The following is a 13,492-nucleotide window of genomic DNA, read 5'->3' as shown; positions in this document are numbered from 1 at the left end:
ATGGAGAAGTTCACCACGCACACCGGCGTCGTCGCCCCGCTGAGGCGCTCGGCCGTCGACACCGACCAGATCATCCCCGCGGTGTTCCTCAAGCGCGTCACCAAGACCGGCTTCGAGGACGCCCTCTTCGCGAACCTGCGTGAGGACCCCGGGTTCGTGCTCAACCAGGACCCCTACCGCGCGGCATCCGTCCTCGTGGCCGGCCCCGACTTCGGTACCGGCTCGAGCCGCGAGCACGCCGTCTGGGCGTTGCGCGACTACGGCTTCCGCGTCGTGCTGAGCCCGAAGTTCGCGGACATCTTCCGCGGCAACGCGGGCAAGCAGGGCCTGGTCACCGGCGTGATCACCGAGGACGAGGTGGAGCGCATCTGGGCCGCCGTCGACGCCCGGCCCGGCATCGAGATGACGGTCGACCTCACCGCGCGCACCGCCACGGTGGGCGACCTCACGGTCTCCTTCGAGATCGACGATTACACTAGGTGGCGGCTTCTCGAAGGGCTCGACGACATCGGGCTCACCCTGCGCGACGCAGACAAGATCGCGCAGTTCGAGGCGCGCCGCGAGGCATGGCGGCCGCGGACGATCCCCGTCCGCTGAGCCCGATCGACCCGATCGGGGTCGATCTGCCGCCCCTCGTCCACGAAGTGAGGTCCACCCCCCATGAGCACTCTCGTCACCGATTCCGAAGACCAGACCCCCGGCCAGCCGGACTGGGAGGCGGCGGAGACCCTCTCCATCCGCGGCGGCCGACCCCTCCGCGGGACCGTCGAGGTCAAGGGCGCGAAGAACCTCGTGACGAAGGCCATGGTGGCGGCGCTCCTCGGTGAGACCACCAGCACGCTGCGCGACGTCCCGAACATCAGCGACGTCAAGGTCGTCCGTTCGCTGCTCGAGGTGCACGGCGTCACGGTGACCGAGGGCGACGAGGAGGGCACGCTCCACCTCGACCCCTCGGGCGCCGTCGCCGCGCACTTCGAGGAGATCGACGCCCACGCCGGCGCGTCGCGCATCCCGATCCTCTTCTGCGGTCCGCTGCTGCACCTCCTCGGTGAGGCGCTCATCCCGGATCTCGGCGGCTGCCGCATCGGCGACCGTCCGATCAACTTCCACATGGACGCGCTGCGCGCGTTCGGCGCCGTCGTCGACAAGAGCTACGAGGGCATCCGCATCACGGCCCCCAACGGTCTGCACGGGGCGTCCATCGAGCTGCCGTACCCCAGCGTCGGTGCGACCGAGCAGGTGCTGCTGACCGCGGTGCGCGCCAAGGGCGTCACGGAGCTGCGCAACGCGGCGATCGAGCCCGAGATCATGGATCTCATCGCCGTCCTGCAGAAGATGGGCGCGATCATCTCGTACGAGCCCAACCGCGTCATCTTCATCGAAGGCGTCGACTCGCTCGTCGGCTACGACCACCGCGCGATCTTCGACCGCAACGAGGCCGCGTCCTGGGCGTGCGCCGCTCTCGCGACCGACGGAGAGATCTTCGCCAAGGGCGCCCGTCAGCAGGACATGCTCACGTTCCTCAACGTCTTCCGCAAGGCCGGCGGCTGGTTCGACGTCCGCGAGGACGGCATCCTGTTCCGCCGTGGCGCGTCGCTCAAGCCGGTCATGGTGGAGACCGACGTGCACCCCGGCTTCATGACGGACTGGCAGCAGCCGCTCATCGTCGCGCTCACGCAGGCTCCCGGCACCTCCACCGTGCACGAGACCGTCTACGAGAACCGTCTCGGCTTCACCGAGGCGCTGAACAAGATGGGCGCCGACATCGTCGTGCACCCGAAGGGCATCTCCAGCCCGGACCGTCGCGTCCCGCGCCGCTCGCTCGAGCAGGCCGCGGTCATCAACGGCCCGACCCCGCTCCACGGCGCCGACGTCGAGGTGCCCGACCTGCGCGGCGGCTACAGCTACGTCATCGCCGCGCTGGCCGCCGAGGGCGAGTCGACGGTGCGCAACATCGGCATCATCCGCCGCGGCTACGAGAAGTTCCTCGAGAAGCTCACGGCTCTCGACGCCGACTTCGACGTCGTCGGCTGAGCCGTGGCCGTCTCGCCCGAGAAGAGCCGTCCGAGCGCGTTCTGGCCGCTCGCCGCGATCATCGTGCCCGCGGTGGGCCTGTTCGCGCGCATCGAGATCCACGGCGCGGAGAACCTCCCGCGGGAGGGCGCGTACGTGATCGCGCCCAACCACAACTCGGAGTTCGACCCGCTCATCGTCGCCGTTGCGGTGTGGCGGACCGGGCGCGCTCCGCGGTTCCTCGCCAAGGAGAGCCTCTTCCGCGTGCCGGTGCTCGGCGCCGCGCTGCGGGCCACCGGCATGGTGCCGGTGCCGCGGACGTCCACGAGCGCGAACCAGTCCATGAAGGCCGCTCAGGAGATCGCGGCCGACGGCCGCGGCGTCATCGTCTACGCCGAGGGCACGCTCACCCGCGACCCAGACCTCTGGCCGATGCGCGGCAAGACCGGGGCGGTTCGTCTCGCCCTGGCGGGCGACCTGCCGCTCATCCCCATGGCGCAGTGGGGGGTCCAGCAGATCCTCCCGCGCTACGGCAAGCTGAAGTTCCCCCGTCGCTCCCGCGTCGTGGTGGAGTTCGGGGAGGCGCTCGACCTGTCCGAGTACGCCGATACGCCCACCCAGCCCGCCGCGCTCGCGCGCGCCACCGACGTCATGATGAACCGCGTGGCGGACATGCTCGCCGCCATCCGCGGCATCCCGGCTCCCGCCGAGCGCTGGAACCCCTCCCAGCACGGCCAGAACGAGACGGGGCGCCTTGAGTCGTAAGAACGTCGCGCCCGCCGCGGGTCCGAAGGTCGCCGTGATCGGCGCCGGCAGCTGGGGGACGACGTTCGGCAAGATCCTGGCCGACGGCGGCGCCTCGGTGGTCATGTGGGCGCGCCGTGCCGAGCTCGCGGCCGAGATCACCGAGAGCAAGCGCAACAGCCGGTACCTGTCCGGCATCAACCTGCCGCGCACGATGACGGCGACGACGGACCTGACCGCGGCCCTCGCCGGCGCCGAGCAGATCTACCTGTCGGTGCCCAGCCAGTCGCTGCGCGAGAACCTCGCCGCCTTGAAGCCCCTCGTCGAGCGCACGGACGTCCCGATCGTCTCGCTCATGAAGGGCGTCGAGAAGTCGACCGGGCTGCGCATGAGCCAGGTGATCGAGGAAGTGCTGCAGTGCGATCCCGCGCGGATCGCCGTGGCGTCGGGGCCGAATCTCGCCCTCGAGATCGCCCGGGAGCAGCCCACCGCCGCGGTCATCAGCTCGCTCAGCCCCGAGACGGCCGAGGCCGTCGCCCGCCGGGCGCGCAACAAGTACTTCCGGTCGTTCGTCAACACCGACGTGATCGGCACCGAGTTCGGCGGCGTGCTGAAGAACCTCATCGCCGTCGCGATCGGCATCGTCGACGGCGTCGGGTACGGCGAGAACACGAAGGCCTCCATCATCACGCGCGGTCTGGTCGAGATGACCGACTTCGCCGTGGCGCAGGGCGCGCAGCCCGAGACGCTGCAGGGCCTCGCCGGGCTCGGCGACCTCATCGCGACGTGCCAGTCGCCGTTGAGCCGCAACAACACCGCCGGGCGCCTGCTCGGGCAGGGATACGGCTACAAGGAGGTGGTCGCGCAGATGCAGCAGACCGCCGAGGGCCTGGCATCCGTCGCCCCGGTCCTGCAGCTGGCGAAGCAGGTCGGCGTGGACATGCCGATCGTGCGGCAGGTGAAGATGGTGCTCGACGGCACCATGGACCCGCGCGACATCGCACCGCACCTGACCACCGACGACGATCAGCCGCAGGGCGAGAGGACGCAGAATGACCAGACCGGCGGTGGTGGTGCTCTTCGGCGGGCGCTCCAGCGAGCACTCGATCAGTTCCGCCACGGCGGGCGGGGTCCTGCGGGCGATCGACCGTGACCGTTTCCGGGTGATCCCGGTCGGGATCACCCGCGAGGGCGCGTTCGTCCTCGAGGACGACGACCCCGACAAGTTCACGCTGCGCCCCGAGGCGCTGCCCGAGGTCCGCGACAACGGCAAGCGTGTGCGTCTGCCCGACTCGACGCGTTCGCGCGAATGGACGGTGACGGATGCCGAGGGCACCCGTTCCCTCGGCGAGGTGGATGTCGTGCTGCCGATCCTGCACGGGCGTTTCGGCGAGGACGGCACGGTGCAGGGACTGCTCGAGCTCCTCGACATCCCCTACGCCGGCGGCGGCGTCCTCATGTCGGCGATCGGCATGAACAAGAACGTCACGAAGCGCGTGCTCCGCTCGGCGAACGTGCCCGTGGTGCCGTGGGTGGCCGTCACCCGCACGGACCTCGCGCGCGACCGCGACCTGTGGGAGCGCCGCATCCGCGCGCTCGACCTGCCCGTCTTCGTCAAGCCGAACGAGGCCGGCTCGAGCGTCGGCGTCACCAAGGTGTCGCGCTGGGAGGACCTGGATGCCGCCCTCGACACGGCTTTCGCCGAGGACGGTCTGGTGCTCGTGGAGAAGGCGGTGGTCGGGCGCGAGCTCGAGTGCGGGGTGCTGCCCGGCCGTGACGGCGGTCCCGTGCGCGTGAGCGTGGCGGGCGAGATCGTGGTGACGGGCCGCGAGTTCTACGACTTCGAGGCGAAGTACCTGAACGCGCCCGGCGTGGATCTCGTGTGCCCGGCCGAGCTGGGCGACGGAGAGCTCGCCGAGATGCAGCGCATCGCGGCCCAGGCGTTCGAGGCGCTCGGCGGCCAGGGACTGGCTCGTGTCGACTTCTTCTACACGGGCACCGAGTTCTTCGTGAACGAGGTCAACACCATGCCCGGCTTCACGCCGATCTCGATGTTCCCGACCTGCTGGATCGCCTCCGGCCTGTCCTACCCCGACCTCATCAGCGACCTGCTCGACGCCGCGCTGGCGCCGGCCTGAGTCGCGAGCGGGGTCCTCCGGGGCCCCGCCGCGCACACCGGCGAGCGGTGACGGCGTCGCCCGGCCGGCGAGCGGTGGCGAGGGGCCCGCGCCGGGTCAGGAGCCGGCGTCCGGCGTCGGCGTCGCCTCCTCGCCCGGACGCGCCGTGCAGGAGCGACCGGTGTCGGCGGTGTAGCGCTGCACGAGGGACCCGAGCGCCTGTGCGACGTCGGCGCTGGAGACCGTCTGGTAGTCGAAGAACACCTGGACCGCGGGGGAGCGCCCGAAGGTCGTGATCGTGTACCGGTCGTCCTCGGCCTGGGACTCGTCGACCAGCCAGTCGACGCCCTCGAAGTCCCGGCACGGCAGGGTCGACGGGGCCGGGTCCTCGAGACCGCAGGTCATCAGGACGCTCGTGGGCGACCCCCACGCGCCGGTGCCCTGGGCGTCCGTCCACCGGCGCTCCTGCCCCGACAGCGAGTCGGGCAGTCGCGAGACGATCTCGGCGCACGCCGGGTCGTTCGCCAGGCGCGCGGGCTCCATCGACACCGTCGCGGCGCTGCAGGAGGCCAGTCCGGGGATCAGGACGGCGGCGGAGAGCAGCGCGAGGGCGCGGGAGGAGCGGGACACCGTTCCAGGCTAATAGCGTGGGACGGTGACCGACGCCGAGCCGACCGTGGGAGAGCTGTCCGAGGGGCAGATCCTCCGCGGCATCCTGGACCGCCTTCCTCCGTCGACGGCGCCGGTGGGCCCCGGGGACGACGCCGCGGTGCTCGCCGTGCCCGACGGCCGCGTCGTCGCGACGACCGACACGCTCGTGCACGGCCCCGACTTCCGTCTGGCGTGGTCGTCGCCGTTCGACCTCGGATTCAAGGCGGCCGCGGTCAATCTCTCGGACGTCGCGGCGATGGGCGCCCGTCCTATCGCGCTCCTCGTCGCCCTCGCCCTGCCGGACGACACCCCGCTGTCGTTCGTGCGCCTCTTCGCCGACGGGCTGGCCGCGGCCTGCGCCGAGCTCGCGCCCGGCTGCGCGGTCGAGGGCGGCGACCTCACCGTCTCGGACACGCTGACGATCGCCGTCACCGCCCTGGGGAGCCTCGACGGGCGCGTACCCGTCCTGCGCTCGGGCGCGCGTCCCGGTGACGCCGTGCACGTGGTGGGGGAGCTCGGCGAGGCGGATCGCGGTCTCCGCATGCTCTTCGAGAGGTTCACGGATGCCACCGGCGCGCCGGTCCCGGTGACGCCCGACGCCCGCGCGGAACTGTCGCCCGGGGACGAGCGGGCGTTGGACCGTCAGCTGCGTCCGCGTCCGCCCATCGCGGAGGCTCTCGCCGCGGCCGCCGCCGGCGCGACGGCCATGATGGACATCTCGGACGGTCTCGCCCTGGATGCCACCCGGCTCGCCGAGGCGTCCGGGGTCACCGTCGCGCTGGACGCGGCCGCGCTCGGCGACGACCCTGGACAGGCGCTGCAGGGCGGCGAGGACCACGGGTTCCTCGTCACGTTCCCGCCCGGAGCGGCGGGGGCGGGCCGGCGCATCGGCGTCGTCGAGGAGCGCGGCCGTGCGCCGCTCGTCGTCGACGGCACGCCGTACACCGGGCGCGGGGGATGGGACCCGTACCGGGACTGGGACGCCGGCCGCGGCTAGGCGGGCAGGCCGCCCCACCACATCGTCGTGTCGCCGTAGGCGCGGTCACGCTCGGCGACGAGCCCGGCTGCGGCCCAGTCCGGAGCGCCGGAGCGCGTGGACCGCTCCACGACGACGACCGCGTCGGGGGAGAGGTGCGGGGCGAGTGCGGTGAGGGCCCGGGTGAGGTCCGCGTCGGCGAGGTCGTAGGGCGGATCGAGGAACACGAGGTCCCACTCCGCCTCGACGGAGGTGAGGTAGGCGGTGACGTTCGCGCGGTGAACGGACGCGCGGGCGGACACCCCCGCGGCGCCGACGCGGGCGGCGTTGCGCCGGATGAGTCCCGCGGCCGGCCCCGACAGCTCGACGAGGTCCGCCGAGGCGGCGCCGCGACTCAGGCTCTCCAGCCCCAGCGCGCCCGATCCCGCGTACAGGTCCGCGACCCGGGCGCCGTCGAGGAGGCCGGCCGACTCCAACGCGCCGAAGAGGGACTCGCGGACGCGGTCGCTCGTGGGGCGCGTGCCCTTGGCCGGGACGTCGAGGACCGTGCCGCCGGCGCGGCCGGAGATGATGCGGGTCACCGTCCCAGCCTACAAACGGCGTGTCCGACCCGGTGCCTAGACTCGAGGGCATGCCGGGCCTCTCCCTCTCCTCGCGCCTCGACGGCGCGGTCGGCGGCAAGACCGCCACGGCGTTCGACAAGGCCTTCGGCACGAAGACCGTCGGCGAGCTGCTCGAGCACTATCCGCGCCGGTACGCGCGGCGGGGGGAGCTCACGCCCATCGCCTCGTTGCCGCTGGGCGAGCCGGTGACGATCGTCGCCGAGGTGGTCAGCGCGACCGAGCGCCGCATGCAGAACCGCCGCGGCTCCCTGCTCGAGGTCGTCATCAGCGACGGCGACGGACGCATGTCGCTGACCTTCTTCAACCAGTCCTGGCGTCTGAAGGACCTCACGCCCGGGCGCCGGGGCATCTTCTCGGGGAAGGTCGGCGAGTACCGGCGCCAGACGCAGCTGACGCATCCCGACTACGAGCTGTTCGACGACCTGGCCGAGGCGCGGGCCGAGGCGGAGGTCAACGCCAAGCGCCCGATCCCCATCTACCCCGCGACCAGCAGCATCCCCAGCACCCTCGTGCAGAAGACGATCTCGCTCGTCCTCGACGGGCTCGGCGAGATCGACGACCCGCTGCCCGAGGCCCTGCGCCGCCGTCACGGTCTGCTGTCCGCACGCACCGCGCTCGAGCACATTCACCGCCCGGAGCACGACGACGAGATCGGCCCGGCCGTCGACACCCTCCGCTGGCAGGAGGCCTTCGTCCTGCAGACCGCGCTGCTGCAGCAGCGGCAGTTCGTCCGCGCCCTGTCGGCGGCGAAGCGTCCCGCGGCGCCGGGCGGTCTGCGCGAGCGCTTCGACGCGGCGCTGCCGTTCGCGCTCACGCCCGACCAGGCCGACGTGGGCGAGCGCATCGCCCGCGACCTCGTCGGGGAGTGGCCGATGAACCGGCTGGTGCAGGGCGAGGTCGGCTCGGGCAAGACGCTGGTGGCGCTGCGGGCGATGCTGCAGGTCGCCGAGTCCGGCGGGCAGTCCGCGCTCATCGCCCCGACCGAGGTGCTGGCGGCCCAGCACGTGCGCTCGATCGCCCGCTCCCTGGGCCCGCAGCTGGCGCCGGAGCTCATGCCCACGCTCCTCACGGGTCAGCTCCCCGCCGCCGAGCGGCGGAAGGCCGCCCTGCGCGTGGCCTCGGGGCAGGCCCGCATCGTCGTCGGCACGCACGCGCTGCTGAGCTCCACGACGACGTTCGCCGACCTCGGGCTCGTCGTCGTGGACGAGCAGCACCGCTTCGGGGTGGACCAGCGCGAGGCGCTGCGCTCGAAGGGCGACTCGCCGCACACGCTCGTGCTCACGGCGACCCCCATCCCGCGCACGGTCGCCATGACGATGTTCGGCGACCTCGACGTCTCGACGATCCGCACGATGCCGGCGGGCCGCGCGGGCATCTCGACGTTCGTCGCCCCGCTCGCAGAGAAGCCGGGGTGGTTCGCGCGGGTGTGGGACCGCGTGGCGGAGGAGGTCGCGCAGTCGCGCCAGGCGTTCGTCGTGTGCGCGGCCATCGACGCCGAGCAGCTGACCTCGGACGAGGTGGGCGATGAGCCGGTGGCATCCCCTCCCGCGTCCGCGGGATCCGCCGAGCCCGCGCGGACGCGCTGGGGGGTCGTGCAGGTGGCCGAGCTGCTGTCGCGCCTGTCGCAGTTCGCCGACATCCGCGTCGAGGTCCTGCACGGCAAGATGCCCGCCGATCAGAAGGACGCGGTCATGCAGGCGTTCGCTCGCGGCGACATCGACGTGCTCGTCGCCACGACGGTGATCGAGGTCGGCGTCGACGTGCCCAACGCCTCGACCATGGTCATCCTCGAGGCGGACCGGTTCGGGGTCTCGCAGCTCCACCAGCTGCGCGGTCGCGTCGGCCGTGGCGGCCTCCCGGGGCTCTGCCTCCTCGTGACCGAGGCCTCGCCCGGGTCCTCGTCCCGCGCCCGCGTCGATGCCGTCGCACGCACGCTGGACGGCTTCGAGCTCGCCGAGGTCGATCTCGAGCTGCGCGGCGAGGGCGACGTGCTGGGAGACCGGCAGTCGGGCGCCCGGTCCTCGCTCCGCATGCTGCGCGTCGTCACGGACGCCGCCCTCATCACGGAGGCCCGGGCGGAGGCCGAGCGGGTGCTCGACGACGACCCCGCCCTGCAGCGGCATGCGGGTCTGGCGGCGGCGCTGGAGCGCCGTGTCGGCGTGGAAGAACGTGCGGCCCTCGCCAAGTCGTGACCGCCGCGGCCCTCGGTAGGCTGAATCCATGAATCCGCGGATCGCTGTGGTGCCCGGCTCGTTCGACCCGCCCACCCTCGGCCACCTCGACGTCATCCGTCGTGCCGCGTCCCTCTTCGACCAGCTGCACGTCCTCGTCGTGCACAACCCCGGCAAAGAGGCGATGCTGCCGATCGCGCAGCGTCAGGCGCTGCTGGAGCAGTCCATCGCCGAGGCGGGCGTCGAGGGCGACGTCGTCGTCGCGTCATGGAGCGTGGGGCTGCTCGTCGACTACGCCACCGACGTCGGGGCGCAGGTGCTCGTGAAGGGCATCCGGTCGCAGGTCGACGTGGCGTACGAGACGCCGATGGCGATCGTCAACCGCGACCTCGCGCACGTCGAGACGGTGTTCCTGCTGCCCGACCCCGCGCACGCGCTGGTCTCCAGCTCGCTGGTGCGGCAGGTGGCGGGGCTCGGCGGCGACGTGTCGCCGTACGTGCCGCCGGCGGTCTCGCGCTTCCTCGACACGGGGTCGCGCGGCCTCTGACCCGGCCCGCGTGCCGGAGGGCGCGGGTAGCATGGACGACCGTGAGAACCCACCGACCCGGCCCTTTCCAGCTCCCCGTGCGCGACATCGTCCGCAAGCCGGGTGAGATGCGCGAGCACGAGCTCGAGATCCCCGCCCCCGAGAAGTGGGGCGAGGGTCTGGTGTCCGTCCCCGAGGCCGAACCGCTCGAGATCGACGTGCGGCTCGAGTCCGTGCACGAGGGCATCCTCGTCTCCGGCACCGTCGACACGACCGCCGTGGGCGTGTGCGGGCGCTGTCTGACCGACATCGAAGAGCCTGTCGAAGTCGAGTTCCAGGAACTTTTCACGTATCCTGGGGACGAAGCGAACGACTTCGACGTTCAAGACGACCACGTGGATCTTGAAAATCTGGTCCGGGACGCCATCGTCCTCTCGCTTCCGTTCCAGCCGGTGTGTCAGCCGAATTGCCCCGGGCTCGACCCGAACACGGGTGAGAGGCTGACGGAGAGCGCCGGCGACACGGAGCAGACGCCCGTCGATCCTCGGTGGGCAGCGCTCCAGCAGTTCACCCCAGACGACGGCGATGCGCTCCGCGCCGCCCCCAAGACAGAGAAGAGCTAGTCATGGCAGGTAACCCCCCGAAGCGGAAGGTCTCCCGCTCGAACACCCGCTCGCGCCGCGCGCAGTGGAAGGCCGAGGCGCCTGCGCTGGTCAAGACCATCGAGAACGGCAAGGTCGTCTACAGCCGCCCGCACCAGGCCAAGGTCGTCACCGACTCGCAGGGCACCGAGCTGTTCCTCGAGTACAAGGGCCGCAAGGTCGCCGACGTCTGATCCGCGTTCCGTGACGCGAAACTCCGTCGGGCGGCGAACGCTCACCGAGAAGCTCGGGGTCGATATCGACCCCGAGCTTCTTTCTCTTGCCCTGACGCACCGGTCCTACGCCTACGAGCACGGAGCGATCCCGCACAACGAGCGCCTCGAGTTCCTCGGCGACTCGGTGCTCGGCCAGGCGGTGACGGTGCGCCTCTTCACGCGGCATCCCGAGCTCGACGAGGGCAGCCTCGCCAAGCGCCGGGCGAGCGTCGTCTCGACCGTGGCCCTCGCCGAGGTCGCCCGTGGCATCGGTCTCGGGGCGCACGTGCGCCTGGGGCGTGGCGAGGACCTGACCGGGGGCCGCGACAAGGACTCGATCCTCGCGGACACCATGGAGGCCGTCTTCGGCGCGACCTATCTCTCGGCGGGGCCGGAGGCGGCGACCGCGCTCGTGCTGCGACTCGTCGAGCCCCTGCTCGAGGACCCCGACCGCTACGGCGCCGCGATGGACCCGAAGACGAGCCTGCAGGAGATCGCGGCCCGACACGGACTCGCGGCCCCGGGCTATGCGGTCGAGGCAACCGGTCCCGACCACGACCGGCGCTTCACCGCGACGGTGACCGTCGGCGACGTCCGCACCCAGGGGATCGGCTCGAGCAAGAAGCAGGCGGAGATGGCGGCCGCCCTGGCGGCGTGGCGCGAGCTCGACGCCCGTGCCTGAGCTGCCCGAGGTCGAGGTCGTCCGCGCCGGTCTCGAGCCCGCGGTCACGGGCGCCCTCATCACCTCCGTCGACGTGCGCGACGCCCGCGCGCTCACCCGCCACAGCGGCACGCCCGAGCACTTCGAGACCGAGCTGACCGGACGGCGGATCGTCGCGGCCGTGCGGCGGGGCAAGTTCCTGTGGATGCCGCTCGCGGCGGATGCGGCTGACCCGTCGACTCCCGACGAGGCGATCGTGACGCATCTGGGGATGAGCGGGCAGATGCTGCTGCGCGTCCCCGGCGCCCCGCCGGAGCGCCACGAGCGGATCCGCCTCGATGTGGAGCACCCGGAGCACGGCCCGCTCTCGGTCGTCTTCGCGGACCAGCGCACGTTCGGCTCCCTCGCGGTCGACGACCTCGTCGCCACCCCCGACCGCGCCGCGGGCGGTCGCGGGTCGGCGCTGCCCGTCGTGCCGACACAGGTCGCGCACATCGGCCGCGATCCGCTCGACCCCGCGTTCGACGCCGCGGCGTTCCGCCGCCGCCTCGCCCGCACCTCGTCCGGAATCAAGCGAGTGCTGCTCGACCAGACGGCCGCGAGCGGCATCGGCAACATCTACGCCGACGAATCGTTGTGGGCCGCGCGCATCCACCCCGAGACGGCGGCATCCACTCTCCCGACCCGCGCGGTGAACCGTCTGCTCGCCGAGGTGCAGGCCGTGCTCGAGAAGGCCCTCGCCGAGGGAGGGACGAGCTTCGACGCGCAGTACGTGAACGTCAACGGCCAGGCCGGGTACTTCGCGCACTCGCTCAACGCCTACGGGCGGACCGGTCAGCCCTGCCCGCGATGCGGGCGGCCCATCGTCCGCGTCTCGTTCATGAACCGGTCGTCGCACTTCTGCCCGCGCTGCCAGCGCGTCCGCTGACCCGTCGGGACCCGCGCGCGTGCCCGCGGCGGGTCCCGGCGCTCAGCTGAGGACCTTCTTCCACGCGCCCTCGTAGGACACCGGGCGGAAGCCGATCTCCTCGTTGATCGAGAGCATGGGGCGGTTCTCCTCCGCGTTGTAGGTCATCACCCGGGTGGAGTCCGGCGCGACGTCCCGCCAGGCGAGCAGGCCGGCGCACTTGACGAGCATGCCGAGGCGGTGACCGCGGTGGGCGGCGACGACGAGCGTGTCCTCCTGGTGGGTGATGCCCGTACGGTCCTTGCCGACGACCAGCTCGTTGAACGCGGCGAGCTCGCCGCTGTCCACGTGCTGGGCGGCCGTCACGAGGAGGTGGCGTCCGGCGTCGAGGTACGTCCGCTCGAAGCGGCGCAGCCGGGCGGCATCCCAGACCTCCTCGTCGTATTCGAGGTCGGCACTGGGGGCGTCCGTCACCATGCGCGCCTTCATCGCGGCGTACCCGTCGACGAACTCGTCCGGCGTCGGCAGCGTCCACTGCACGACCCGGTACCCGGCGGCGGCCTCCTCGGCCGCGGCGAGCAGCCGCCGCAGGTGCGGCTCGCACCCGCCGAGGTCGAGCACGCTCACGCGCACGATCTGCTCGAGGGTGTTGCCGGACGCCTCGAAGAACCGGGCCGCGTGATCGCGCGGCACCGCGCCGAAGCCGGTCGGCGCGGTCAGTTGCGGCCCGTCCGCGGCCGGGTGCTCCGCCCACGAGGAGAGCACGGTGCGCCCCTGGTCGCGCGCGGTGCGTTCGATGAGGGCGAGGGCGGCGCGTCCGATGCCACGACCCCAGACGGAGCGGCGCAGTTCGACGAGCCAGTGGCCGGACCGGGCGCCCTCCTCCAGCGGCAGGTCGAGCCCGGCACGGCCGACGACCTCCCCATCCAGGACGACCATCCAGCTGAAACGCCGTGCGGACGGGTCGGGCTGATACGCGGGCAGGAGCTCGTCCGCCGGCATCCGGTGGTCGTCGTGCCCGGAGACCTCGGCGTACACGAGGTTGCGGATGCGCGTCATCTCGCGGAAGTCGGCGGCATCCGGATCGTCGATGGATGCCGGGATGCGGAGGGGCCGCAGCTCGAGGCCGGGCGGGGTGTGGTGGGTGCTCATGATGCGTCTTTCGATCTCGAGGGGAGTGGGCGATGCCGTGTCCGTCGGAGGGAGGGGACTCGACGGGCCGTGGCGTCGCCGTCGAGGGAGGGGGC

Annotated in this window: 15 protein-coding genes; 12 read left to right on the top strand and 3 right to left on the bottom strand. The window is 72.2% G+C overall.

Going from position 1 to position 13,492, the window contains the following annotated elements; translation table 11 throughout:
- The 5 genes from leuD to ACO03V_RS04100 all read left to right on the top strand — a co-directional run bounded on the left by leuD (position 1) and on the right by ACO03V_RS04100 (position 4,895).
- Complete coding sequence (gene leuD / locus ACO03V_RS04120; RefSeq protein ID WP_423136713.1) at positions 1-597, top strand: 3-isopropylmalate dehydratase small subunit; 597 nt, start codon at positions 1-3, stop codon at positions 595-597.
- Positions 598-660: 63 nt separating this feature from the next.
- The gene (gene murA / locus ACO03V_RS04115) at positions 661-2,034 is read left to right on the top strand and encodes a UDP-N-acetylglucosamine 1-carboxyvinyltransferase (protein WP_367726586.1); all 1,374 of its coding nucleotides are present in this window, start codon (positions 661-663) and stop codon (positions 2,032-2,034) included.
- A gap of 3 nt (positions 2,035-2,037) precedes the next feature.
- On the top strand, positions 2,038-2,778 hold the full coding sequence (locus ACO03V_RS04110; RefSeq protein WP_423136712.1) for a lysophospholipid acyltransferase family protein: 741 nt from the start codon (positions 2,038-2,040) through the stop codon (positions 2,776-2,778).
- Positions 2,768-3,910: an NAD(P)H-dependent glycerol-3-phosphate dehydrogenase gene (locus ACO03V_RS04105; protein WP_423136711.1), complete on the top strand. Its 1,143-nt coding sequence runs from the start codon at positions 2,768-2,770 to the stop codon at positions 3,908-3,910. Before ACO03V_RS04110 ends, ACO03V_RS04105 begins: the two co-directional genes overlap by 11 nt.
- The gene (locus ACO03V_RS04100) at positions 3,810-4,895 is read left to right on the top strand and encodes a D-alanine--D-alanine ligase family protein (protein ID WP_423136710.1); all 1,086 of its coding nucleotides are present in this window, start codon (positions 3,810-3,812) and stop codon (positions 4,893-4,895) included. The genes ACO03V_RS04105 and ACO03V_RS04100 overlap by 101 nt, the downstream gene beginning before the upstream one ends.
- A 96-nt stretch (positions 4,896-4,991) precedes the next feature.
- On the opposite strand, the gene ACO03V_RS04095 is transcribed toward ACO03V_RS04100, so the two are convergent.
- Positions 4,992-5,504 carry a DUF3515 family protein gene (locus tag ACO03V_RS04095; RefSeq protein ID WP_423136709.1) on the bottom strand — a complete coding sequence of 171 codons (513 nt, stop codon included), beginning with the start codon at positions 5,502-5,504 and terminating at the stop codon, positions 4,992-4,994.
- Positions 5,505-5,529: 25 nt separating this feature from the next.
- Here ACO03V_RS04095 and thiL point away from each other — a divergent pair, with 25 nt between their 5' ends.
- Positions 5,530-6,522 carry a thiamine-phosphate kinase gene (gene thiL / locus ACO03V_RS04090; RefSeq protein ID WP_423136708.1) on the top strand — a complete coding sequence of 331 codons (993 nt, stop codon included), beginning with the start codon at positions 5,530-5,532 and terminating at the stop codon, positions 6,520-6,522.
- Here thiL and ACO03V_RS04085 read toward each other — a convergent pair.
- Positions 6,519-7,082, bottom strand: coding sequence for an RsmD family RNA methyltransferase (locus tag ACO03V_RS04085; protein ID WP_423136707.1), 564 nt, complete (start codon positions 7,080-7,082; stop codon positions 6,519-6,521). The genes thiL and ACO03V_RS04085 overlap by 4 nt on opposite strands.
- Before the next feature lie 50 nt (positions 7,083-7,132).
- On the opposite strand from ACO03V_RS04085, the gene ACO03V_RS04080 reads away from it, so the two are divergent.
- The 6 genes from ACO03V_RS04080 (at position 7,133) to mutM (ending at position 12,266) form a co-directional block, all read left to right on the top strand.
- Positions 7,133-9,316, top strand: a complete 2,184-nt coding sequence (locus ACO03V_RS04080; RefSeq protein ID WP_423136706.1) for an ATP-dependent DNA helicase RecG — start codon at positions 7,133-7,135, stop codon at positions 9,314-9,316.
- A 28-nt stretch (positions 9,317-9,344) separates the two neighbouring features.
- Positions 9,345-9,842: a pantetheine-phosphate adenylyltransferase gene (gene coaD, locus ACO03V_RS04075; protein ID WP_367726596.1), complete on the top strand. Its 498-nt coding sequence runs from the start codon at positions 9,345-9,347 to the stop codon at positions 9,840-9,842.
- A gap of 107 nt (positions 9,843-9,949) precedes the next feature.
- Positions 9,950-10,444, top strand: coding sequence for a YceD family protein (locus tag ACO03V_RS04070; RefSeq protein WP_423137118.1), 495 nt, complete (start codon positions 9,950-9,952; stop codon positions 10,442-10,444).
- A gap of 2 nt (positions 10,445-10,446) precedes the next feature.
- Complete coding sequence (rpmF, locus tag ACO03V_RS04065) at positions 10,447-10,656, top strand: 50S ribosomal protein L32 (RefSeq protein ID WP_013586329.1); 210 nt, start codon at positions 10,447-10,449, stop codon at positions 10,654-10,656.
- Between the two features lie 10 nt (positions 10,657-10,666).
- The gene (gene rnc / locus ACO03V_RS04060; protein WP_367726601.1) at positions 10,667-11,359 is read left to right on the top strand and encodes a ribonuclease III; all 693 of its coding nucleotides are present in this window, start codon (positions 10,667-10,669) and stop codon (positions 11,357-11,359) included.
- Entirely contained in the window at positions 11,352-12,266 is a 915-nt protein-coding gene (mutM, locus tag ACO03V_RS04055) for a bifunctional DNA-formamidopyrimidine glycosylase/DNA-(apurinic or apyrimidinic site) lyase (RefSeq protein ID WP_423136705.1), read from the top strand. The genes rnc and mutM overlap by 8 nt, the downstream gene beginning before the upstream one ends.
- A 42-nt stretch (positions 12,267-12,308) precedes the next feature.
- Here mutM and ACO03V_RS04050 read toward each other — a convergent pair whose 3' ends face one another.
- Positions 12,309-13,397, bottom strand: coding sequence for a GNAT family N-acetyltransferase (locus ACO03V_RS04050; RefSeq protein WP_423136704.1), 1,089 nt, complete (start codon positions 13,395-13,397; stop codon positions 12,309-12,311).
- Between the last annotated feature and the right edge of the window lie 95 nt (positions 13,398-13,492).

Source organism: Microbacterium sp. HMH0099, assembly GCF_049384025.1.
Taxonomy (GTDB): Bacteria; Actinomycetota; Actinomycetes; order Actinomycetales; family Microbacteriaceae; genus Microbacterium.
The sequence above is the reverse complement of the archived record's forward strand: the minus strand, read 5'-3'. Positions and strand labels throughout refer to the sequence as shown.